The organism is Kitasatospora sp. NBC_01300 (assembly GCF_041435235.1).
In the GTDB taxonomy this organism is placed as follows: Bacteria; Actinomycetota; Actinomycetes; order Streptomycetales; family Streptomycetaceae; genus Kitasatospora.
This window is the reverse complement of sequence record NZ_CP108408.1, coordinates 6,428,095-6,448,188: the sequence shown is the minus strand read 5'-3', so window position 1 is coordinate 6,448,188 and position 20,094 is coordinate 6,428,095. Positions and strand designations below refer to the sequence as shown.

The 20,094-nt window shown below is 73.6% G+C and carries 19 protein-coding genes and 1 riboswitch; of the genes, 11 read left to right on the top strand and 8 right to left on the bottom strand.

Features of this window, described 5'->3' with window-relative positions; genetic code table 11:
* The first annotated feature begins 87 nt into the window (after positions 1–87).
* The 3 genes from OG556_RS28205 to OG556_RS28195 all read left to right on the top strand — a co-directional run bounded on the left by OG556_RS28205 (position 88) and on the right by OG556_RS28195 (position 3,790).
* Positions 88–1,080 carry an ABC transporter permease gene (locus OG556_RS28205; RefSeq protein WP_063350084.1) on the top strand — a complete coding sequence of 331 codons (993 nt, stop codon included), beginning with the start codon at positions 88–90 and terminating at the stop codon, positions 1,078–1,080.
* 118 nt (positions 1,081–1,198) lie between these two features.
* Entirely contained in the window at positions 1,199–2,839 is a 1,641-nt protein-coding gene (locus OG556_RS28200) for a dipeptide ABC transporter ATP-binding protein (protein WP_371520942.1), read from the top strand.
* Positions 2,840–2,896: 57 nt separating this feature from the next.
* Complete coding sequence (locus OG556_RS28195) at positions 2,897–3,790, top strand: IS982 family transposase (RefSeq protein WP_371522940.1); 894 nt, start codon at positions 2,897–2,899, stop codon at positions 3,788–3,790.
* 19 nt (positions 3,791–3,809) lie between these two features.
* Here the strand turns inward: OG556_RS28195 and OG556_RS28190 are convergent, their stop codons facing one another.
* On the bottom strand, positions 3,810–4,460 hold the full coding sequence (locus OG556_RS28190) for a GNAT family N-acetyltransferase (protein ID WP_371520939.1): 651 nt from the start codon (positions 4,458–4,460) through the stop codon (positions 3,810–3,812).
* A 41-nt stretch (positions 4,461–4,501) separates the two neighbouring features.
* Between OG556_RS28190 and OG556_RS28185 the strand changes: the two genes are divergently transcribed.
* Both OG556_RS28185 and OG556_RS28180 read left to right on the top strand, forming a co-directional pair.
* Positions 4,502–4,933 carry a cytidine deaminase gene (locus OG556_RS28185; protein ID WP_371520936.1) on the top strand — a complete coding sequence of 144 codons (432 nt, stop codon included), beginning with the start codon at positions 4,502–4,504 and terminating at the stop codon, positions 4,931–4,933.
* A gap of 118 nt (positions 4,934–5,051) precedes the next feature.
* Positions 5,052–5,615, top strand: coding sequence for an EF-hand domain-containing protein (locus OG556_RS28180; protein ID WP_371520933.1), 564 nt, complete (start codon positions 5,052–5,054; stop codon positions 5,613–5,615).
* Positions 5,616–5,697: 82 nt separating this feature from the next.
* Here OG556_RS28180 and OG556_RS28175 read toward each other — a convergent pair whose 3' ends face one another.
* Both OG556_RS28175 and OG556_RS28170 read right to left on the bottom strand, forming a co-directional pair.
* Positions 5,698–6,168, bottom strand: a complete 471-nt coding sequence (locus tag OG556_RS28175) for a hypothetical protein (RefSeq protein ID WP_371520931.1) — start codon at positions 6,166–6,168, stop codon at positions 5,698–5,700.
* Positions 6,169–6,455: 287 nt separating this feature from the next.
* Positions 6,456–7,031, bottom strand: coding sequence for a TetR/AcrR family transcriptional regulator (locus tag OG556_RS28170; protein ID WP_371520928.1), 576 nt, complete (start codon positions 7,029–7,031; stop codon positions 6,456–6,458).
* A gap of 149 nt (positions 7,032–7,180) precedes the next feature.
* Between OG556_RS28170 and OG556_RS28165 the strand changes: the two genes are divergently transcribed.
* From OG556_RS28165 to OG556_RS28145, 5 genes are all read left to right on the top strand, one after another.
* Positions 7,181–7,774 (top strand): dihydrofolate reductase family protein, encoded by a 594-nt coding sequence (locus OG556_RS28165; RefSeq protein ID WP_371520925.1) that lies wholly within the window; start codon positions 7,181–7,183, stop codon positions 7,772–7,774.
* A 131-nt stretch (positions 7,775–7,905) separates the two neighbouring features.
* Complete coding sequence (locus OG556_RS28160) at positions 7,906–8,325, top strand: gamma-glutamylcyclotransferase family protein (RefSeq protein ID WP_371520922.1); 420 nt, start codon at positions 7,906–7,908, stop codon at positions 8,323–8,325.
* 103 nt (positions 8,326–8,428) lie between these two features.
* Positions 8,429–9,667 carry a precorrin-6y C5,15-methyltransferase (decarboxylating) subunit CbiE gene (gene cbiE / locus OG556_RS28155; RefSeq protein ID WP_371520919.1) on the top strand — a complete coding sequence of 413 codons (1,239 nt, stop codon included), beginning with the start codon at positions 8,429–8,431 and terminating at the stop codon, positions 9,665–9,667.
* Positions 9,664–10,425: a precorrin-4 C(11)-methyltransferase gene (gene cobM / locus OG556_RS28150; RefSeq protein ID WP_371520916.1), complete on the top strand. Its 762-nt coding sequence runs from the start codon at positions 9,664–9,666 to the stop codon at positions 10,423–10,425. Before cbiE ends, cobM begins: the two co-directional genes overlap by 4 nt.
* Before the next feature lie 5 nt (positions 10,426–10,430).
* Positions 10,431–11,174 carry a cobalt-precorrin-6A reductase gene (locus tag OG556_RS28145; RefSeq protein ID WP_371520913.1) on the top strand — a complete coding sequence of 248 codons (744 nt, stop codon included), beginning with the start codon at positions 10,431–10,433 and terminating at the stop codon, positions 11,172–11,174.
* Between the two features lie 138 nt (positions 11,175–11,312).
* Here OG556_RS28145 and OG556_RS28140 read toward each other — a convergent pair whose 3' ends face one another.
* Together OG556_RS28140 and OG556_RS28135 are read right to left on the bottom strand one after the other, a co-directional pair.
* A complete protein-coding gene (locus OG556_RS28140) occupies positions 11,313–12,842 on the bottom strand; it encodes a UDP-N-acetylglucosamine 1-carboxyvinyltransferase (RefSeq protein WP_350875492.1) in 1,530 nt (509 codons plus the stop codon).
* 164 nt (positions 12,843–13,006) lie between these two features.
* A complete protein-coding gene (locus tag OG556_RS28135; RefSeq protein ID WP_371522938.1) occupies positions 13,007–14,209 on the bottom strand; it encodes a cobalt-precorrin-5B (C(1))-methyltransferase in 1,203 nt (400 codons plus the stop codon).
* 301 nt (positions 14,210–14,510) lie between these two features.
* Here OG556_RS28135 and OG556_RS28130 point away from each other — a divergent pair, with 301 nt between their 5' ends.
* Complete coding sequence (locus OG556_RS28130; RefSeq protein WP_371520910.1) at positions 14,511–16,250, top strand: TIGR03767 family metallophosphoesterase; 1,740 nt, start codon at positions 14,511–14,513, stop codon at positions 16,248–16,250.
* Between the two features lie 88 nt (positions 16,251–16,338).
* Here OG556_RS28130 and OG556_RS28125 read toward each other — a convergent pair whose 3' ends face one another.
* From OG556_RS28125 to OG556_RS28115, 3 genes are read right to left on the bottom strand one after another with little or no spacing between them, the layout of a single operon-like run.
* Positions 16,339–17,859 (bottom strand): precorrin-2 C(20)-methyltransferase, encoded by a 1,521-nt coding sequence (locus OG556_RS28125; RefSeq protein WP_371520907.1) that lies wholly within the window; start codon positions 17,857–17,859, stop codon positions 16,339–16,341.
* Positions 17,856–18,482 carry a precorrin-8X methylmutase gene (locus OG556_RS28120; RefSeq protein ID WP_063350072.1) on the bottom strand — a complete coding sequence of 209 codons (627 nt, stop codon included), beginning with the start codon at positions 18,480–18,482 and terminating at the stop codon, positions 17,856–17,858. The genes OG556_RS28125 and OG556_RS28120 overlap by 4 nt, the downstream gene beginning before the upstream one ends.
* Positions 18,479–19,792 carry a hypothetical protein gene (locus OG556_RS28115; protein WP_371520904.1) on the bottom strand — a complete coding sequence of 438 codons (1,314 nt, stop codon included), beginning with the start codon at positions 19,790–19,792 and terminating at the stop codon, positions 18,479–18,481. Before OG556_RS28115 ends, OG556_RS28120 begins: the two co-directional genes overlap by 4 nt.
* Before the next feature lie 167 nt (positions 19,793–19,959).
* A riboswitch (cobalamin riboswitch) is annotated at positions 19,960–20,045 on the top strand.
* Positions 20,046–20,094: the final 49 nt, after the last annotated feature.

Here is a 20,094-nt window from a genome sequence, read left to right as displayed (position 1 = left end):
GCTCCGCGTAGTCCTGCTCCACCTAGTCCTGCCCCGCGTAGTCCTGCCCCGCGTACGCCTCCTTGTCCCGTCGACCCCGGACCGGCCATGCTCTCCTTCGCCCTGCGGCGGACCCTCCAGGCCCTCGCCGTCCTGGTCGCGGTCTCCGCCGCCGCCTTCGCCCTCTTCTACGCCGCGCCCGCCGACCCGGCCCGCGCCGCCTGCGGCCCGCGCTGCGACAGCGGCCAAGTCGCGGCGGTGCGCCAGAGCATGGGCCTGGACCAGCCGCTGCTCACCCAGTACACCGACTACCTCACCGGGGTCGTCGCCGGGCGCGACATCAGCGACGTGGACGGCTCGGTCATCCACTGCGACGCCCCCTGCCTCGGCTACTCCTACCGGCTGCACCAGCCCGTCACCGAGGCCCTGGCCGACCACCTGCCGGTCACCTTCTCGCTCACCGCCGGCGCCCTCGCCGTCCTGCTGGTGCTCGGCCTCGGCACCGGGTTCGTCTCCGCGCTACGGCACGGCGGCCGCACCGACCGGCTGCTCTCCGGCTTCACCCTCGTCGGCGCCAGCGTGCAGATCTACTTCCTCGGATACGTCGCCCAGTGGGCGCTGGTCTACTCCACCGGCCTGCTGCCGCTGCCCTCCTACACCCCGCCGACCGAGGACCTCGCGGCCTGGGCGGGCGGGCTGCTGCTCCCCTGGCTCGTCCTCGGCTTCGTCAACTCCGCCGTGTTCGCCCGGCTTTCACGCTCCCAGCTGCTGGAGACGATGAACGAGGAGTACGTCCGCACCGCGCGCGGCAAGGGCCTCGGCCGGCTGCGCGCCCACCTCAAGTACACCTCGCGCGGCGCCGCCGGGCCGCTGGTGCAACTGCTCGGCCTGGAGGCCGGGGTGCTGCTCGGCGGGGCGGTCATCACCGAGACGGTGTTCGGACTGAACGGGGTCGGGCGGTTCGCCGCCCAGGCGGTGTCCGGGCAGGACCTGCCCGCAGTGGTCGGCGCGGTGCTGCTGGCCGCCTGCTTCGTGGTGCTGTTCGTCGCGCTGGCCGACCTGGTGGTGGCCTGGCTCGACCCGCGAATCCGCCTGAGCTGACTGGAGCCGTTCGATGACGTCCACTGTTGAATCCGTGTCCGGGGCCGTTGCCGGGGGCGTGCCCGGAGCCGCGTCGGAGGCCGCTCCTGGGACTGCTGCCGCGCCTGGCGCAGAGCCCGTGCTGAGCGTTCGCGATCTGACCGTCGCCTTCGCCGACCCGCGCGGCGGCGCTCCCGTGACCGCCGTCCGGGGGCTCTCCTTCGACCTCGCCGCCGGTGAAGTCCTCGGCCTGGTCGGCGAGTCGGGCTCCGGCAAGTCGGCCACCGGCCTCGCCGTCCTCGGCCTGCACGACCCGCGCACCACCACCGTCACCGGCTCGATCCGGCTGGGCGGGCAGGAGTTGGTAGGCGCGACGGAGTCCGCGCTGCGCCCGGTCCGGGGCGGCCGGGCCGCGCTGGTCTTCCAGGACGCGCTCACCTCGCTCAGCCCCTTCCACGGCGTCGGCGCCCAACTCGCCGAGATGTACCGGCTGCACCACCCCGGCGCCGGCCGCACCGAGGCCCGCCGACGGGCCGCCGCGATGCTCGACCGGGTCGGCATCCCGGCCGCCCGGGTGCGCGACTTCCCGCACCAGTTCTCCGGCGGGATGCGCCAGCGGGTGATGATCGCCATGGCGCTGATGAACGACCCGCAGGTGCTGATCGCCGACGAGCCCACCACCGCCCTGGACTCCCGAGTGCAGCGTCAAGTCCTCGATCTTCTAGGCGAGTTGCAGCGCGAGCACGGCACGGCGGTGCTGCTGGTCAGCCATGACCTCGGCGTGGTCGCCGGGACGACGGACCGCACGCTCGTGCTGCGCGGCGGCGTCGAGGTGGAGTCCGCGCCGACCGCCGAGCTGCTGGCCGCGCCGCGCGAGCCGTACACCCGCGCGCTGGTCGGGGCGGCGCTCACCCTGGACTCCGTACCCGGCACACCACTGCCGACAGTTGACGAACCGTCACCAACCGTCGAATTCGCGCCCCGGACGGTCGGGCACCCCGAGCGCTGGCTCGTCGAGGTGGCGGACCTCGCCGTCCACTTCCCTGGTCGGCGCCGCCTCCCCAGCCTGCGCGCCGAGCCCGTCCGGGCGGTGGAGGGCGTGGGACTGCGGATCGCCCCCGGCGAGACGCTCGGACTGGTCGGCGAGTCCGGCTCCGGCAAGTCCACCACCGCCCGCGTCCTGGCGGGCCTCCAACAGCCCACCTCGGGAACGGTGTTGTACGACGGCCAGGACGTCACCCGCCCGGGCCGGGAGCTGCGGCGCCGGCTCAGCCGGGAGATCCAGCTGGTCTTCCAGGACCCTTACGCCTCCCTCAACCCGCGCCGCACCGTCGCCCAGACCCTCGACACCCCGCTGCGCCTGCACACCTCGCTCGACGCGGCGCAGCGGCGGGAGCGCTCGGCCGAACTGCTGGACCAGGTCGGGCTGCCCGCCGCCCACCTGGACCGCTATCCGCACGAGTTCTCCGGCGGACAGCGCCAGCGGATCGGCATCGCGCGGGCCCTCGCCCCGCAGCCGCGCCTGATCATCGCGGACGAACCGGTGTCGGCCCTCGACGTCTCGGTCCAGGCGCAGGTGCTCAACCTGCTGATGGAGCTGCGCGAACGCCTCGGCGTCGCCTTCCTGTTCGTCTCGCACGACCTCGCCGTGGTGCGGCACTTCTGCGACCGGGTGGCCGTGATGCACCGGGGCCGGCTGGTCGAGTCCACCGACCGCGACCGCCTGTTCAGCGCGCCGCACACCGAGTACACCCGGGAGCTGCTGGCGGCGGTGCACTAGACGAGTAAGTCCGATGTCTTGCCCGGGGAAAGAGGCGAGGGCCTCGTTGATCCGTTTGTGACGACAGACCTTGAGACCCTCTTGACGGCACTCTACGTGAAGATCGACGACGAGATCGGCGGGACGCGTTGGATGGGCCGGCCGCCTCGGCTCAGCGACTCCGAACTCGTCTGCCTGGCGGTGGCCCAGGCCTTGCTGGGCCACCGATCGGAAGCCCGCTGGCTGCGCTTCTCCCGCGTCCATCTCGCCGGCCTGTTCCCGTACCTGCCGCAGCAATCCGGCTATAACAAACGCCTGCGGGCGGCGTTGCCTCTGGTCAAGCGCGCGATCCGCGAACTCGCCCGGGACAGCGACTTCTGGACCGACACCGTGTGGATCACGGACTCCACGCCCGTGCCCTGCGGCGCGTCCCGTCCCACCGTGCGCCGTTCCGACCTGGCCGGATGGGCCGGCTACGGCTACTGCGCCTCGCACTCCCGGTTCTTCTGGGGCCTGCGCCTGTACCTGGTCTGCACGCCAACCGGTATGCCGATCCTGTGGGCACTGGCCACCCCGAAGATCGACGAGCGCGAAGTCCTGGCCGCGATGCTTGAAGTCGACGCCGAACTCGTCGCCGAGCGGACGGGCATCCTGCTGATCTCCGACAAGGGGTTCGCCTCGAAGGCGTTCGAGCGCGAGCTCGCCGATATGGGCATCGACCTCCTGCGGCCCTCGTTCAAACGCGAGGGCCGCAGAAGCGGCGAGCCGCTGCTCAAGAAGGTCCGCCAGCTGATCGAGTCGGTCAACGACACCCTCAAAGGCCAGCTCGACCTGGAACAACACGGCGGACGGACCTTCGAGGGCGTCGCGATCCGGGTCGCCCAGCGAATCCTCGCCCTGGCAACCGGCATCTGGCACAACAACCGCATCGGTGCACCAGTCACCCGGTCTCTGATCGCCTACGACCACTGATCACATCGGACTTACTCGTCTAGCGCTGGGGCCGGTCCTCGCGGGGGGCGGCGGCCGCGACGGGACCGGCCGTGGCCGTGCGGTCGGGCGTGGCCTCGCGGGGGTCCGTGGCCTCGCGGGGGTCGGTGGGGAGCAGCGCGTAGAGGTGCATGTCGCGGCGCTCGTCGCCGACGGTGCGGTGGCTGCGCAGCAGGCCCTCGTGCCGGAAGCCGGTCCGCTCGGCGGTCCGGAGGGAAGCGGCGTTCCAGGGTTCGATGTACAGCTCCAGCCGGGCGAGGCCGAGGTCGTCCAGCGCCCAGGCCGCGACCGTCCGCAGCGCGTGCCCGGCCACCGCGCGGCCGCGCGCCGAGGGGGCCGTCCAGTAACCGATGGAGGCCCGGCCGTCGGCCTGCGGGAACAGCCCGACGAAGCCGACCGCCCGGTCGTCCGGCCGCGACGCCACCGTGAAGGAGTAACCGGTGCCGTCCGCCGCCCTCGCCCACTGCCGTTCGACGAACGCCCGGTCGGCCTCGTCGTCGTACCCGGCGGAGGCGGGCGGGACGGTGGTGACCAGCGGAATGTACGGGTCGGTGCCCGCCTCCCGGACCACGGCGAGGTCGGTGAGGCGCCAGGGGCGGAGAAGGAAGGGGCCAGCGTAAAGCGTTGGCACGATCAGGGGCAGTCGGTCCATGCTCGAAGCCTGTCATGTGCGATCAAGGAGCCCCAGCGAATATGTCCGCCAGCGATCAATCCGACTCCGCAGGAGACCGCGCAGCCGTCGACCGCGAGCTCGTCGAGGCCGCCCGGGCGGTGGCCCGGCGCTACTGCCGGGGAGACAACCACACCGTCGCGGCCGCCGGACGCAACGCCGACGGGCGGATCGTCACGGCCGTGAACGCCTACCACTTCACCGGCGGCCCGTGCGCGGAGCTCGTCCTCATCGGCGCGGCCGCCGGCCAGGGCGCGTACGACCTCACCACGGTCGTCGCGGTCGGCGACCAGGACCGGGGCGTCGTGCCGCCGTGCGGCCGCTGCCGGCAGGTGCTGCTCGACTACTTCCCGACGGTCGAGGTCATCGTCAAGCGGGGAACGGACCTGCTCGCCCTGCCCATCCTCAGCCTGCTCCCCGAGGCGTACGTCTGGGCCGATCACCAGGACGGCTAGCGGCCCTGCCTTCGAGTCGCCCGCGTGGACGTTCGCCCATCGTTCTGCTGCGCGAGCGCGACTGAAGGCACTAGCGTGCTGGCGACGTGTCGTAGTGATCGCCAACCGAGGGGGCACATTGTCGGACGACCTGCTCACAGCAAAGATCAACCACGGGTTCGACCACCTCGACGCCGACGGCGACGGGCTCCTCACCGAACGGGACCACGTCCTCATGGGCATCGCCGTCGCCCGCTCGCTCGGCCACCAGGAGGGCTCGGAGGCCGAGGCCGTCATCGTCCGCGCGTACCTGACGGTCTGGCACGACCTGCACCTCGCCCACCTGCCCGCCGGCACCGAGGCGATCACCCGCGAACAGTTCGTCCGCTCGACCGGCGCCCTCGCCGACGACCCCGAGGGCGCGCGGACCAGCTTCGGCGCACTCGCCGACGCCTTCCTCGCCGTCGCCGACACCGACCGCAGCGGAACGGTCGACGCCGGCGAGTTCTTCGTCTTCCAGCGCGGACACTTCGCCGACCTCTCCCGCGACGACGCCGACGAGGCCTTCCGCCACCTCGACCGCGACGGCGACGGCACCCTCTCCGCAGCCGAGTTCACCGGCGCGATCATCGAGTTCTGGACCAGCCGCGACCCCGACGCCCCCGGCAACTGGTGGACGGGCAAGCCCCCGCACACCTTCTGACACCCCCTCCGGCACAGCCGCCCTCCCACCTGCCGGAACGCGAGGCCGGCGGCCCGCCCAACTCGCCGTGCCCGCCGGGGGTTCAGGCCGCCGGAGCCGGGCGATCGGCCCCGGCCGGATCACCGCTCCCCCGGGGCTCCGGTCCGGCCGGGATCACCCGCAGCGCCCGGACCTCGCGGGCGAGCAGCAGGGGCAAGCAGGAGAGCAGGCTCGTCCCGGCGACCAGCCAGAGCGCGGGACGCAGGCCGATCCACGAACCGAGGAGGCCGCCGGCCAGTGCGCCCAGCGGCAGGGTGCCCCAGATGAGGAAGCGGATCGACGCGTTCATCCGGGCTTGCAGACCGGTGGGTGTGACGGCCTGCCGCAGGCTCACCTGGCCGATGTTGTAGACGGTGATGCCGCACGCCATGATCCCGGTCGCCGCCGCGACCGTGGCCACCGCCCGCCCGGGAGCCGCGGTCGCGAGCAGGACGACCGCGGCGCCCGGCAGCGACTTCGCGACGATCAGCACCCGCCCGAGGCCGAGCCACCGGATCAGTCGTCCGGTGGCCACCGCCCCCAGGAGCGCCCCCGCGTTGCCGAGGGTGAGCGCCAGGCCCAGGCCGCCGGGCGACAGCCGCAGACCGGGGTCCGGCCGACCGGTCCGCCGCCTTCTGCATGGCCTCCAGCACGGCCGGCCCCTCCCCCGGTTCGGCTCAGGTCCCTCGTGGGCGATGATCCGGATGATCGTAACTCCCGCCCAGGGGCTAGTCGTTCGATTCACCGGACTTTTCACACGCGGCCGGTTCGGCGTGATTGTGGCGGCCACCGTCGGACCAACTCGCCGTGTCCGCCGAGCTGTCAGGCGGCGGGGACGATGCGCTCGACGATGGTGTCGATCAGGGCGGGCAGGGTGTCGGTGCCCAACACCTCGGGCAGGGTGAGGTGTTCGACGATCAGGCCGGTCATCGCGAGGTAGAGGACGAGGACGGTCTCGCGGTCGCCGGGCAGTCCTCCGTCGAGGTGGTAGGCGACGTTGGCCTCCAGCTGTTCGCGGATGGTGCCGGTGAGCTGGGCCCGCAGGCCGGGGCGGCGGGTGGCCTCCAGGCGCAGTTCGAGCATCGCGAGGTAGCCGGCCCGGTCGGTGGAGATGCGGCGGATCAGGTCGTGCATCAGGGCGGTGACCAGGGCGCGGTCACGCGGGGCCCGCAGCAGGTCGGCGATGACGGCCGGGTCCGGGGTGAGCCGGTGGTGGATGTGCCGGGCGGTCTGGTGGAGCAGGTGGTCGCGGTTGGCGAAGTAGTTGGAGGCCGTGCCGTTGGGGACGCCGGCCTGCACGTCGACCGCGCGGAAGGTGAGGCCGCGGGCGCCGTCGCGGGCGAGGACCTCGATGGCGGCGTCGGCGAGGGCGGTGCGGCGGGCGGGGTTCTGGACCATGGGCCGATTCTCTCCCGCGGGGTTTCCGGAGGTCGGGGCGCCCGGGCCTGAAACGCCTCGGCAACCACTACGACTGGAGTACTATAGTCGCAGTGGTTAGGCGACGGGCCGCACGGCCCGCGCCGCTTCCCGACCCCCAAAGGACCTGCATGCGCAAGCTCAGCTACTTCATCGGCGCCACCATCGACGGCTTCATCGCCGGCCCGGACGACAGCTTCGACTTCTTCGCGCCGTTCCTCACCGAGGACTACACCTCGACGCTCTTCGCCGAGTACCCGGAGACCATCCCCACCCCCGGCCGCGCGGCGTTCGGCATCGCGGAGGCGCCCAACAAGCGCTTCGACACCGTCGTCATGGGCCGCGGCACCTACGCACCGGGGCTGGCCGTGGGCCTCACCAGCCCCTACGCCCACCTGCGGCAGATCGTGGTCTCCCGCACCCTCGGCGCCGGCCCGGACCCGGCGGTGGAGGTCACCGCCGAGGACCCGGTGGCCCTGGTCCGCCGACTGAAGCAGCAGGACGGGCTCGACATCTGGCTCTGCGGCGGCGCCGACCTGGCCGGCCAGCTGCTGCCCGAGATCGACGAGTTGATCATCAAGCAGTACCCGGTGGTGGTCGGATCGGGCATCCCGCTGTTCCGTGCGGAGTTCGAGCCCCGCGCCTTCACGCTCACCGACAGCCGCGTCTTCGAGCGCGGCAACGTCGTCCTCACCTACGCGCGGACCGCCCCGGACGCCGCCTGACACCCACCACCCGCCGGACGCGCGGGGCGCGGCGGGGCACGGGCCGCGGGGCGCGCGGGGCACGGGGCGCTATCGCGGCGCGGGCGCGAGGACGTACCGTGGGCGCTCCCCCGAGCCGAGAGGTCGAACCCGTGTCCGAGGAGGCCCTGCCGTTCTTCGTCTACGGCACCCTGCGCAGCGGCGGCCGCAACCACGCCGCCCACCTGGCCGGACGCTGCGCCGACATCCGCCCGGCCGTGCTGGACGGCGCCACGCTGCACGACGGCCCCGGGTACCCGTACGCGGTGCCGGACGCGACGCCCGGGCGCCGGATCGTGGGCGAGCTGATCACCGTACGGCCCGGCGCGTACGCCGGAGCGCTCGCGGCGCTGGACCGGCTGGAGGACTGCCGGGCGGACGGGACCGGCCTGTACGTACGGCGGCGGCTGCCGGTGCGGACGGCGGCGGGCGAGCTGCGGGAGGCCTGGGTGTACTTCGCCGGGCCCGCCATCGAGAGCCGGCTGCGGGAGCGGCCCGCGGTGATCGACTCCGGGGACTGGACGGACCGGTAGCGGGGGACGGGCGGGAGACGGGCGGCCGGATACCGCCAGGTAGGCTGCCCCGACAGTCATTTTCCCTACTCACGGCGCCCGCCGAACGACAAGGAGCCACCCGGTGCCCGAGCTGCCATCCCCGATCACCGTCGTCGGGATCGGGGCCGACGGCTGGCCCGGCCTCTCCACCGCCGGCCGGGCCGCCCTGCGGGCAGCCGAGGTGGTCGTCGGCGGCCCCCGGCAGCTGGACCTCCTCCCCCGCGACGAGGTCGCCGCCGAGCGCGTCCCGTGGCCGTCCCCCCTGCGCCCGGCCGTCCCCGGGCTGTTCGCCGCGCACGCGGACCGCCGGGTCGCCGTCCTGGCCAGCGGCGACCCGATGTTCTACGGCATCGGCCGCACCCTCGCCGAGACGGTCGGCGCCGGGCGGCTGCGCGTCCTGCCGCACCCCTCCTCCGTCTCCCACGCCTGCGCCCGACTCGGCTGGCCGCTGGAGTCCACCGAGGTGGTCAGCCTGGTCGGCCGCCCGCTGGACACCCTCGCCCTGGCCCTGAACCCCGGCCGCCGCCTGCTCGTGCTGAGCGCCGACGCCGCCACCCCGGCCGCCGTCGCCGCGCTGCTCACCGCGCGCGGCTACGGCGCCGCCCGCCTGCGGGTGCTCGAACAGCTCGGCGGCCCGGCCGAACGACAGCTCGACGGCACCGCCGACGGCTGGCCGCACCCGCCCGGCGACCCGCTGAACATCATCGCGGTCGACCTCGGCGACGGCCCCCGCAGCTCGCTCGTCCCCGGCCTGCCCGACGCCGCCTACCAGAGCGACGGCCAGCTCACCAAGCGGCACGTGCGCGCCGCCACCCTCGCCACCCTCGCCCCCTCCCCCGGCGAACTGCTCTGGGACGTCGGCGGCGGCTCCGGCTCGATCGCCGTCGAGTGGCTGCGCGCGCACCGCGACTGCCAGGCCGTCAGCATCGAACGCGACCCGGTGCGGGCTGAGCGGATCGCCCGCAACGCCGCCGCCCTGGGCGTGCCACGACTGCGCGTGGTGACCGGCCCGGCCCCCGCCTCACTCGCCGAACTCCCCACTCCCGACGCCGTGTTCATCGGCGGCGGCCTCACCGCGACCGGCCTGCTGGACAGTTGCTGGGACGCCCTGCGACCGGGCGGCCGACTGGTCGCCAACACCGTGACGCTGGAATCCGAGGCGCTGCTCACCGAGTGGTACCGGCGCCACGGCGGGGAGCTCGTCAAACTCGCCGTCGCGCACGCCGTCCCGGTGGGCGGCTTCACCGGGTGGCGGCAGGCCATGCCGGTCACCCAGTGGTCCGCCGTCAAGCCCAACACCCCTCAGGAGAACGCGTCGTGACCGTCCACTTCATCGGAGCCGGCCCCGGCGCCGCCGACCTGATCACCCTGCGCGGCCAGCGCCTCCTGGCCCGCGCCGAGGTCTGCCTCTACGCCGGCAGCCTGGTGCCGCGCGAACTGCTCGACGAATGCCCGCCCGGCGCCCGCCTCGTCGACACCGCGCAGCTCAACCTGGACCAGATCATCGCCGAGCTGGTCCGCGCGCACCAGGCCGGACAGGACGTGGCCCGGCTGCACTCCGGCGACCCGTCCGTCTTCTCCGCCGTCGCCGAGCAGATGCGCCGCCTCGACGCGGCCGGTGTGCCGTACGAGATCGTCCCCGGCGTGCCCGCCTTCGCCGCCGCAGCGGCCGCGCTCAAGCGGGAGTTGACCGTCCCGACCGTCGGCCAGACCGTCATCCTCACCCGGATCGCCAAGCGCGCCACCCCGATGCCCGAGGGCGAGGACCTGGCCACCCTCGGCCGCAGCGGCGCCCTGCTGGTACTGCACCTGGCCGCCGGATACGTGGACGACGTCGTCGAGCAGCTGCTCCCGCACTACGGCGCCGACTGCCCGGCCGCCGTCGTCACGATGGCAAGCCGGCCGGACGAGCTGGTGCTGCGCGGCACCCTCGCCGACATCGCCGGGCAGGTCAAGGCCTCGGGCGTGGTGCGCACCGCCGTCATCCTGGTCGGACGGACGCTGGCCGCCGAGCAGTTCCGCGACAGCCACCTCTACTCGGCGGAGCGCGAACGCCCGCACGAGCCCTGCGGGGCGTGAACCCCATGACCCGGCACGTCCTGGTCCTCGGCGGGACGACGGAGGGGCGGGCGCTGGCCTCCGCGCTCGTCGAGCTGCCGTCCCTGCGGGTCACCAGTTCGCTGGCCGGCCGGGTCGCCCAACCCCGGCTGCCCGCCGGAGAGGTGAGGATCGGCGGCTTCGGCGGCCCGGAGGGGCTGGCCGACTGGCTGCGCGGCGAGCGGGTCGACGCGGTCGTCGACGCCACCCACCCGTTCGCCGCCGGGATGTCCCGCAACGCCGCCCTCGCGGCGGCGGCCACCGGCGTACCGCTGCTGGTGCTGCGCCGCCCCGGCTTCGCGCCGGTCGCCGGGGACCGCTGGCTCCCCGTCCCCTCGCTCGCCGCCGCGGCCGAGCTGCTGCCGCGGCGCGGGGAGCGGGTCTTCCTCACCACCGGACGGCAGGGCATCGCCGCGTTCGCCCACCTCGACGGGGTCCACTTCCTCGCCCGGTCGGTCGACCCGCCCGAGCCCCCGCTGCCGCCGTCCTTCGAAGTCCTGCTGGACCGGGGGCCGTTCACGCTCGACGGCGAACGGGCGCTCCTGCGCGAGCGGGGCATCGACCTCGTGGTCACCAAGGACAGCGGCGGCGCCGCGACCGCGCCCAAACTCACCGCCGCACGCGAACTCCGCCTGCCCGTGGTCATCGTGCAACGTCCACCGGTCCCGGACGGCGTGCCGGTGGCCCCGGACGTACCGGGCGCGGTGCGGTGGTTGCAGCACCTGCGCTAGGACGGCGGGTCGGGTCGGCCGAGCCGACCGGGCCGACCGGGCCGACCGGGCCCCGAGAAATTACCGGGCGGGATGGCCGACCGGCCCCAACACGTGGGGCCGGTCGGCCATCTGAGCGCCATTCGGATCCGGATCGGATCAGATGTCGCGGAAGGTCTCGATCTGCGCGCCGATGGAGTTGAGGCGCTCGGCGAGGTCCTCGTAGCCGCGGTTGATGACGTAGACGTTGCGCAGGACGGAGGTGCCCTGGGCGGCGAGCATCGCGAGGAGGATGACGACCGCGGGGCGCAGGGCCGGCGGGCACATCATCTCGGCGGCGCGCCAGCGGGTGGGGCCCTGGACCAGGACGCGGTGCGGGTCGAGGAGCTTGACGTCGGCGCCGAGGCGGGTCAGCTCGGTGAGGTAGATCGCACGGTTGTCGTAGACCCAGTCGTGGATCATCGTGGTGCCGTGGGCGGCCGCGGCGATGGCCGCGAAGAACGGCACGTTGTCGATGTTGATGCCGGGGAACGGCATCGGGTGGATGGTGTCGATCGGCGCGGTCAGCTTGGACGGGCGCACGGTGAGGTCGACCAGGCGGGTGTGGCCGTTGTGGGCCCGGTACTCGGGGGTCCGGTCGTAGTCGAGGCCCATCCCCTCCAGCACCGCGAGTTCGATCTCCAGGAACTCGATCGGCACCCGGCGGATCGTCAGCTCGGAGGAGGTGACGACGGCGGCGGCGAGCAGGCTCATCGCCTCCACCGGGTCCTCGGCCGGGGTGTAGTCGACGTCGCAGGTGATCTCCGGGACGCCGTGGACGGTGAGGGTGGTGGTGCCGACGCCCTCGATCCGCACGCCCAGCTTCTCCAGGAAGAAGCACAGGTCCTGGACCATGTAGTTGGGCGAGGCGTTGCGGATGACGCTGACGCCGTCGTGCCGGGCGGCGGCCAGCAGGGCGTTTTCGGTGACGGTGTCCCCGCGCTCGGTCAGCACGATCGGACGGTCCAGCGGGGTGCCCGGCTCGACCGAGGCGTGGTAGGCGCCGCCGGTGGTGGCGACCTCCAGCCCGAAGCGGCGCAGCGCGGTCAGGTGCGGCTCGACGGTGCGGGTGCCGAGGTCGCAGCCGCCCGCGTACGGGATGGCGAAGCGGCTGGCGCGGTGCATCAGCGGACCGAGGAACATCAGCACGCTGCGGGTGCGGCGGGCCGCCTCGACGTCCATCGCCGCGAGGTCGAGCTCGGCGGGCGGGGTGAGTTCGAGGTCGCGGCCGTCGTTGGTCCAGCGGCTCTTGACGCCGATGCTGGTGAGCACCTCGAGGATGCGGTAGACCTCTTCGATCCGGGCGACGCTGCGCAGCGTGGTGCGTCCGGTGGTCAGCAGCGAGGCGCAGAGGATCGCGACGCAGGCGTTCTTGCTGCTGCGGACGTCGATGGCGCCGGAGAGTCGGGTGCCGCCGGCGACCCGCAGGTGCATCGGGCCGGAGTAGCCGAGGGAGACGATCTCGCTGTCGAGGGCTTCGCCGATGCGCGCGATCATCTCAAGGCTGACGTTCTGCTTGCCCTGCTCGATGCGGTTGACCGCACTCTGGCTGGTGCCGAGGGCCTCGCCGAGCTGCGCCTGGGACCAGCCGCGGTGCTGGCGGGCGGTACGGATGAGGGTGCCGATACGGGTGAGGTAGTCGCCTGTCACTCGCCAGACCATATCTCATGGTTGAGATGACGACAGAGCCGGGGGTGGGTGTGACACTCCTTTTGTCCGCTTCTCGCCCCGTATGAACGTCAGATCTTCACATCACCAGGCGGTATTGCCGCGATTCTGTGAGAGCGTTACGGCCCGAACGTCACGACCAAACGTCACGGCCCGAGCGGCTCCGCCCGGCCGACGACGGTGCCCGCGCGGTCGATGCAGATGACGTCCACCGCCACCGGCGAGCCGACCAGCACGCCGAGCGCCGTCGCCCGCGCCGCCTCGGCGACCAGGTCGCCCAGCGGCACCCCGGCCGCCCGGCACAACTGCACCGCCTCCAGCCCGGTGTTGGCGGCGGCCACCGCCTCGGCCAACACCCCGTCGGCCCCGCCGCGCCGCGCCAGTTCGGCCAGGTACCCCTTGTCCACCTGGGAGCGCGCCGAGTGCAGGTCGAGGTGGCCGGCGGCGAGCTTGGACAGCTTGGCGAAGCCGCCCGCGATCGTCAGCCGGGGCACCGGGTGGCGCTTGAGGTACTTGAGGACGGCGCCCGCGAAGTCGCCCATGTCGAGCAGCGCGTCCTCGGGCAGTCCGTGCACGGCGACGGCGACCTTCTCGGAGGTCGAGCCGGTACAGCCGGCCACGTGGGTGCGGCCCGCCGCCCGGGCCACGTCCACGCCGCGGCGGATGGAGTCGATCCAGGCGGAGCAGGAGTAGGGGACGACGATGCCGGTGGTGCCGAGGATGGACAGGCCCCCGAGGATGCCCAGCCGTGGATTCCAGGTGGAACGGGCGATCTCCTCGCCGTGGTCCACGGATATCTCGACCACCACGTCCCCGCTGCCGCCGTGCGCGGCGGCCACCTCCGCCACGGCGTCACGGATCATCTGCCGGGGCACCGGGTTGATAGCGGGCTCGCCGACGGGCAGCGGCAGGCCTGCCTTGGTGACCGTCCCCACCCCCGGGCCGGCCCGGAACACCACTCCGGCGCCGGGCTCGCCGACCCGCACCGTCGAGCGGATCAGCGCGCCGTGGGTGACGTCGGGATCGTCGCCGGCGTCCTTGACCACGGCGGCCATCGCGCTCGCCGGCCCGGGCGGGGCGCCGGCTCGGCCCCCAGCCGCGGCGGCGAAGGTCTCGGCGGCGAGGGTCTCGGCGGTCAGTTCGTCGGCGGCGAGGGCGAAGGCCGGCCGCTGGCCCTTGGGGAGGGTGATGGTCACCGGGTCCGGGAACTCGCCGGTGAGCAGCGCGGTGTACGCGGCCTTGGTGGCGGCGGTGGCGCAGGCGCCCGTGGTCCAGCCGTGCCGCAGGCCGCTGCTCTTCAGCTGGCCGGCCCGGCCCCCGGCCTCGGCTCCCGCTTCGGCTCCCGCTATGGCCACCTGCGTCTCGCTTCCGGCTCCGTCGAGGTGCGGCCACACCGACCGTCGGTACCGATTTTCCCCCATTCGCCTGGCCGCGCCCCGACCGGGGCGGTGAGCGGGGCCCCGTGACCCGGTGTCCGAGTCCGGGAGCGGCCGCTGCCCCGCGTTCCCGAAGAGTTCTCCGCACGGGCCTCGCACCTCGTGCCTACCAGTGAGTAATCTGGCGGTCCGCCAGAGGCGGGTTCATGACACGGGGTCCGGTGTCCGGGTTGTCCGGCCGGGCCATCAGCATGTGGGGGTTTTTGTGGCAGGGATGAGTCGGCGTACGTTCCTCACCGGTACGTCGGTGGCCGCCGCCTGGTCGGCCTTGTCGCTGGGCGGCGGGCAGTTCGCCTCGGCGGCGGAGCGCGATCGCGCACTGGCGGCCACCGCCGCGCGGGCGGTCAGGACGACCGGCACCACGCTCGACCAGGTGGCCACGCCCGTCGGCACCGGCGGGTACAAGCGGCTGACGGCCGGACCGGGCTGGCCGCTGGTGGTGCGCGGCGACCTGGCGGCGCCGGGCACCGGGCGGGACGACCGGCGGACCGGGCTGGCCAGCTTCGTCCAGTTCAGCGACCTGCACCTGGTGGACACCGAGTCCCCGGTGCGGTTCGAGTACCTGGCCCGGTTCAACGGCAGCGCGTACCGGCCGCAGGAGGCCCTGAACGCCCGCGGCGTATCGGCCCTCGTCGAGCGGGTCAACGCGCTCGACGGCGGCCCCTACACCGGGATGCCGTTCAGCATGGTGATGGCCACCGGCGACAACACCGACAACCACGAGCAGGCCGAACTCGACTGGTACCTCACCGTCATGGGCGGCGGCCGACTCGCCCAGAACACCGGTGACCCGAACCGCTACGAAGGCGTGCAGAACTCGGGCAACGCCGCCTACTGGAACCCCGAACTCGCCTACAACGACGGCTACAAGGCGAAGGGCTTCCCGCGGATACCGGGCTTCCTCGACGCCGCCGGCCGGCCGTTCGACGCGCCGGGCCTGCGTACGCCCTGGTACACGACGGTCGGCAACCACGACGACAGTCTTGAGGGTTCGCTGCCGGACCTCGGGCTGCTGAACGACCTCTACACCGGCCAGTACAAGCTGGAGGGCTGCAACGACGCGGACGCGGCCCAGCTGATGGACTCGCTGCGCCGCGACCCGGCCGGCGCCGCGCTCCTGCTCGCGAAGCTGCTCGCGAGCGGCGACGCGGTGCGCCGGATCACCCCGGACGAGCGCCGACGGCCGTTCACGCTCAAGGAGTTCGCCAAGGCCCACCTGAACCCGGCGCACACCGGCGCCGGCCCGTACGGGCACGGTTTCACCTCGGACATGGTGAGCAGCGGCAAGCTCTACTACACCTTCCGCATCTCGGAGAAGGTGGTCGGCATCAGCCTGGACACCACCAATCAGGCCGGATTCGCGGACGGTTCGCTGGGCACCGCGCAACTGCGCTGGCTGGAGCAGCAGCTGAAGGCGCACAGCGGCCACTGGTACGACACCGACGGACGCAAGGTGACGGGCGGCAGCACGGACGAGGTGATCCTCCTGTTCAGCCACCACACGAGCACCACCATGGGCAACCTGCTGCCCGACCCGCGCAACATCTTCGAGAAGCGGCACGACGGCAACGAGCTGGTGGCGCTGTTGCAGCGCTACCCGAACGTGATCGCGTGGGTGAACGGGCACACCCACATGAACAAGGTCACGGCGCACGGCCACGCGGTGCCGGAGCGGGCGTTCTGGGAGATCAACACCGCCTCGCACATCGACTACCCGCAGCACGGGCGCATCATCGAGATCGCGGACAACGGGGACGGCACGCTCTCCCTGTTCACGACGCTGATCGAGTCCTCCGCGCCGTACGGCACGGACTTCGGCAGCACCTCGGACGCCAACCTCGCCGCGCTGTACCGCGAGCTGTCGTACAACGACCCGAACGGCCGACCGGCGGCGCTGCTGGGCGCGGGCGAGGACCACAACACGGAGCTGGTGATCACCAAGCCGACCCGGTGACGGAGGCGGCGGCGGACAAGTGACAGAAAACAGATGACAGCCAACAGATGATGAAATCTGTCAGCTGTCATCTGTCACTTGTCGTCGGTCACGACTCCGGGTACCGCCGCGGCGTCCAGACGACCTCCACGCCGCCGCCCCGCTCGACCGCCTGGGTCTGCGAGGAGCCGATCAGCAGGATCGTCCGCATGTCGACCAGCGCCGGATCCAGCTCGCCCAACCGGACGATCCGCACCCGCTCGGTCGGCCCGCCGACGTCGCGCGCCATCACCACCGGCGTCTCGGGCGCGCGGTACTCCAGCAGCAGGTCCCGGGCGAGGGCGACCTGCGTGGTGCGCGACTTCGAGCCCGGGTTGTAGAGCGCGAGCACCAGGTCCGCCCCGGCCGCCGCGCGCAGCCTGCGGGCCACCACGTCCCAGGGCTTGAGCCGGTCCGACAGCGACACCACCGCGTAGTCGTGCCCGAGCGGGGCGCCGGCCCGGGAGGCGGCCGCGTGCGCCGCGGTCATCCCCGGGACGATCCGCACCGGGACGTCCCGGTAGGCCTCCTCGCAGGCGACCTCCAGGACGGCGGTGGCCATCGCGAAGACGCCCGGGTCGCCCGAGGACACCACCGCGACCTTGTGTCCGCGGCGGGCCAGTTCGAGGGCGTACTCGGCGCGCTCCGACTCCACCTTGTTGTCCGAAGCGTGCCGCCGCTGCCCCGGCCGCTCGGGCACCCGGTCCAGGTAGGTGGTGTAGCCGACCAGGTCGGTCGCCTCGGCCAGGACGCCGCGCGCCTCGGGGGTGAGCCAGAGCGGCCCGGCCGGACCGGTGCCGATGACGGCCACCGCGCCCGCACCGTCCGTCCGCCGCTCCACCGGCTCCAGCGGCGCGACCTTGCTCGGCAGCACCGCCACCGAGAAGTACGGGACGGTCTCGCCCTCGACCTCCGCGAGCGGCAGGATGCGCTCCCCGTCCATGAACGCGCGCTCGACGTACTGCGCGTCGTCGAGCCGGCCGGCCCGCTCCAGCGCCCGCCGGACGGCCGGGAAGGTGCGCCCCAGCTTCATGATCACGGCGGAGTCGGCGGCGGCGATCCGCGCCGTCAGCTCCTCCTCGGGCAGCGTGCCCGGGATGACGGTGAGCGTCTCCTCGGCCTCGGTCAGCGGCTGGCCGAGCCGGGCGGCCGCGGCGCTGACGGAGGTCACACCCGGCACCACCTCGGTCGGGTAGCGGTGCGCGAGCCGCTTGTGCATGTGCTGGTACGAGCCGTAGAACAGCGGGTCGCCCTCGGCGAGGACCACGACGTCGCGGCCGGCGTCCAGGTGGGCGGCCAGCCGGGCGGCGGCCTCCTCGTAGAAGTCGTCCAGCGCGCCCCGGTAGCCGCCCGGGTGGTCGGTGGTCTCGACCGTGATCGGGTAGACCAGCTTCTCCTCGACCTGACCACCCGTCAGGTAGCGCTCGGCGATCGAGCGCGCGATGGACCGGCCGTGCCGGGCGCTGTGGTAGGCCACCACGTCGGCCTTGCCGATGAGTTCGGCCGCCCGGACGGTCACCAGCGACGGGTCGCCGGGACCGAGCCCGACCCCGTAGAGCCGGCCGACACCAGGAGTCTGACGATCCGTCACTCTTCTTCGCTCGCAATCGCGTTGACGGCGGCGGCGGCGATCGCACTGCCGCCGCGCCGGCCGCGCACCACCAGGTGCTCCAGGCCGGACGGGTGCTCGGCCAGGGCCTGCTTGGACTCGGCGGCGCCGATGAAGCCGACCGGGACGCCGATCACCGCGGCCGGGCGCGGCGCGCCGGCCTCGATCATCTCCAGCAGCCGGAACAGCGAGGTCGGCGCGTTGCCGACGGCCACCACCGCGCCCTCCAGCCGGGGCAGCCACAGTTCCATGGCGGCGGCGCTGCGGGTGTTGCCCATCTTCCGGGCGAGCTCCGGCACGGACGGGTCGGTGAGGGTGCACACGACCTCGTTGTCGGCGGGCAGCCGCTTGCGGGTGACGCCGCTCGCCACCATGTTCACGTCGCACAGGATCGGCGCCCCGGCCCGCAGCGCCGCGCGCGCGGAGGCGACCACACCCGGCGAGTACACCAGGTCCTCGACCAGGTCGACCATCCCGCAGGCGTGGATCATCCGCACCGCGACCTGGGAGACGTCCGCCGGGAGGGCGGCCAGGTCGGCCTCCGCACGGATGGTGGCAAAGGACTGGCGGTAGATGGACGCGCCGTCCTTCTCGTACTCGATCACTTCGTGGTCCTCCTGGCCTCGGCGACCGCCTCGGCCATCTCCTCGTTCGTCACGTCCACGGCCGCCCCGGCGGCCGCCGGACCGTTCACCGTCACCCGGTAGCCCTGCCCGGTGGCGAGCACGTCCACCCACCGCCCGGCCGGATGACCGCAGCGTCGTTCACACCCCGACCAGTGCACCGGGAGACCGGTGGTCGGAAGGCCCATGCCCGGCGGGCTCCCGGCGGCGGCCGCCACATCGAGCGCCCGCGCCGCGTCGGCCCGGACGTCGGCCCGCGACTTGGCGCACCCCGGCAGCCCGGTGCAGGCGGTGGCCCGCTCCCAGGGCGAGCCGGGCGCGGTCCGGAACCCGGCCGCCGCCAGCGCGGGCAGCCGGTCGGCCGGCGACCCCGGCAGCACCGCGCCGCGCCAGGGCGTCAGCCGGATCTCCCCGGCGCAGGCGCCCGCGAGTTCCCGCCACTGCGCGGCACCGGCCCGGCCGAAGCGCATGCCCACCGACAGCCCGCCCGCCACGGCCCCGCCCGCCGCCGTGGCCAGCCGGCCGACCGCGGGGAACGAGGCGACCGTGCGGACCACGCCGACCGCGGGCGCGGCCCCGGCGAAGGCGGGCACCGGCACCGGCCCGGCCGGCAGCAGCCCGGGGACCTCGCGCAGGTGCCAGGCCTTGCGCCCGCTCTCCCGCAGCGCGTCCAGGAAGGCCCGGGCCGCGTCGAGCACGGCCGTCACCTCCTGCCCCGCCGGCACCGGACGCCCGTGGGCGGCCCGTCCGAGGCGCAGCAGCGCCGACCCGTCCGGGCCTGCGATCAATGTCACATCGGCGTCGAACGCGGCGACGTCGCCCCGCCCGTCGTCCAGCGCGAACAGGAACTTGCCGGAGAGCCCGGCCGCCCAGTCGCTCGCGCACAGCCGCGCGTCCAGCTCCCGCACCCAGGCCTGCACGTCGGCGAAGCCGTGTCCGTCGAGCCCGGCGAGCGGGGAGGCCACGATGTTGCGGACCCGTTCGTGCGTGTCCGAGGGCAGCAGGCCGACGGCGCGCAGCCGTTCGGCGAGTTCGGCCCCGCAGTGCGAAGCCAGGCCGCGGAGTTGGACGTTGCCGCGGGAGGTGGTCTCCAGTTCGCCGTCGCCGAGCGCCTCGGCGGCGTCGGCCAGCGCCATTGCCTGACGGACCGTCAGCAGACCGCCGGGCAGGCGGACCCGGGCCAGGGCGCCGTCGTCGGCCGGGTGCAGACGAAGGGCCCCTGGGCAGGCGTCCGCGCGCCCCCGGTCGGGCACCGCGGCGCCCGGCGCGGTGGCGTCGAGTGTCGGTGGCATGGCCGCGAGCATACAGATGATCCGATCGGTTGCCTTTGTCCGTCGCCTCACACCCCGGGCGCTCCGGGCGGCCTCCCCGGGATCGCCCTCCCCCAGGTCAGCCGCACCCCGTACGATGCTGGCGGACGGTCCCCGCGGACCGTCCGCACGCCAGCGACGGCGCAGGGGAGGAAACCGGTGCAAGCCCGGTGCGGTCCCGCCACTGTGACCGCGGTTCACCGGGAGACCGGACGGCCGCGGGAGCCAGGAACTCCTGCCGTCCTCCACCGGCCCGGGGCGCGGACCCCGAGGAAGGCTCGAAG

What these genes read in the sequence shown, in the direction of transcription:
- OG556_RS28185 (WP_371520936.1), top strand. Translation starts at nt 4,502, where the DNA reads ATGTCCGCCAGCGATCAATCCGACTCCGCAGGAGACCGCGCAGCCGTC.
- OG556_RS28145 (WP_371520913.1), top strand. Translation starts at nt 10,431, where the DNA reads ATGACCCGGCACGTCCTGGTCCTCGGCGGGACGACGGAGGGGCGGGCG.
- OG556_RS28165 (WP_371520925.1), top strand. Translation starts at nt 7,181, where the DNA reads ATGCGCAAGCTCAGCTACTTCATCGGCGCCACCATCGACGGCTTCATC.
- OG556_RS28205 (WP_063350084.1), top strand. Translation starts at nt 88, where the DNA reads ATGCTCTCCTTCGCCCTGCGGCGGACCCTCCAGGCCCTCGCCGTCCTG.
- OG556_RS28115 (WP_371520904.1), bottom strand. Translation starts at nt 19,792, where the DNA reads ATGCCACCGACACTCGACGCCACCGCGCCGGGCGCCGCGGTGCCCGAC.
- OG556_RS28170 (WP_371520928.1), bottom strand. Translation starts at nt 7,031, where the DNA reads ATGGTCCAGAACCCCGCCCGCCGCACCGCCCTCGCCGACGCCGCCATC.
- OG556_RS28190 (WP_371520939.1), bottom strand. Translation starts at nt 4,460, where the DNA reads ATGGACCGACTGCCCCTGATCGTGCCAACGCTTTACGCTGGCCCCTTC.
- OG556_RS28130 (WP_371520910.1), top strand. Translation starts at nt 14,511, where the DNA reads ATGAGTCGGCGTACGTTCCTCACCGGTACGTCGGTGGCCGCCGCCTGG.